The organism is Streptococcus sp. HMSC034E03 (assembly GCF_001811505.1).
GTDB lineage: Bacteria > Bacillota > Bacilli > Lactobacillales > Streptococcaceae > Streptococcus.
This window is the reverse complement of record NZ_KV804934.1, coordinates 1-569: the sequence shown is the minus strand read 5'-3', so window position 1 is coordinate 569 and position 569 is coordinate 1. Positions and strand designations below refer to the sequence as shown.

Annotated in this window: 2 protein-coding genes; both read right to left on the bottom strand. The window is 38.1% G+C overall.

The window, feature by feature from the left end:
- On the bottom strand, positions 1 to 343 hold a 343-nt coding region (locus HMPREF2805_RS00360; RefSeq protein WP_261676108.1), incomplete at its 3' end, for an SPFH domain-containing protein.
- Positions 344 to 359: 16 nt separating this feature from the next.
- Positions 360 to 524, bottom strand: a complete 165-nt coding sequence (locus HMPREF2805_RS11195) for a hypothetical protein (protein ID WP_186822536.1) — start codon at positions 522 to 524, stop codon at positions 360 to 362.
- Positions 525 to 569 lie beyond the last annotated feature (45 nt).

Below are 569 nucleotides of genomic sequence, written 5' to 3'. Positions count from 1 at the left end.
TTTCTTTATTAACACGATACTTCACATCAATGTTAGTATTCAGCCATTGCCCATCTTTGGTCTGAGTTGTAATTTTCTCCATCGTCTTTGTTTGAACTGATGTCGATAGAGTATACACCGTGTCAATGAAAGGCATTTTAAGATGATAGCCTGTTTGTAGGGTGTTTTCTTGAACACCTCCGATTGCACTGACCTTTACTCCAACCGTATTAGCTGGAATGCGCTTCACAGCAGTTCCCCTAAAAATTCCTAACGAAGCAATAGCAACAACCGTGATGATGCCACCTTTTGCAAGTTTTGTAAGTTTAGTTTTCCCTGTTTCGTGATCATATTTTGTAAACATTGTTTTTACTCCTTTTTTAAATCATTTTTCCTTCAAAGACTAACGTAATAGTCCCTGTACCATCTCTGTGCTTAGAGACCAAAGCACGACAATCTGAACCGTATTCAACACCATCAATCGTGATGCTATGCTTTATTTTGTCAACATTGATGATGGATCCATTTGATGTCTTAATTCTCATGTTCCATCTCCTCAATCAACCAATCAAGGTTCTTGCGAGCCTTTT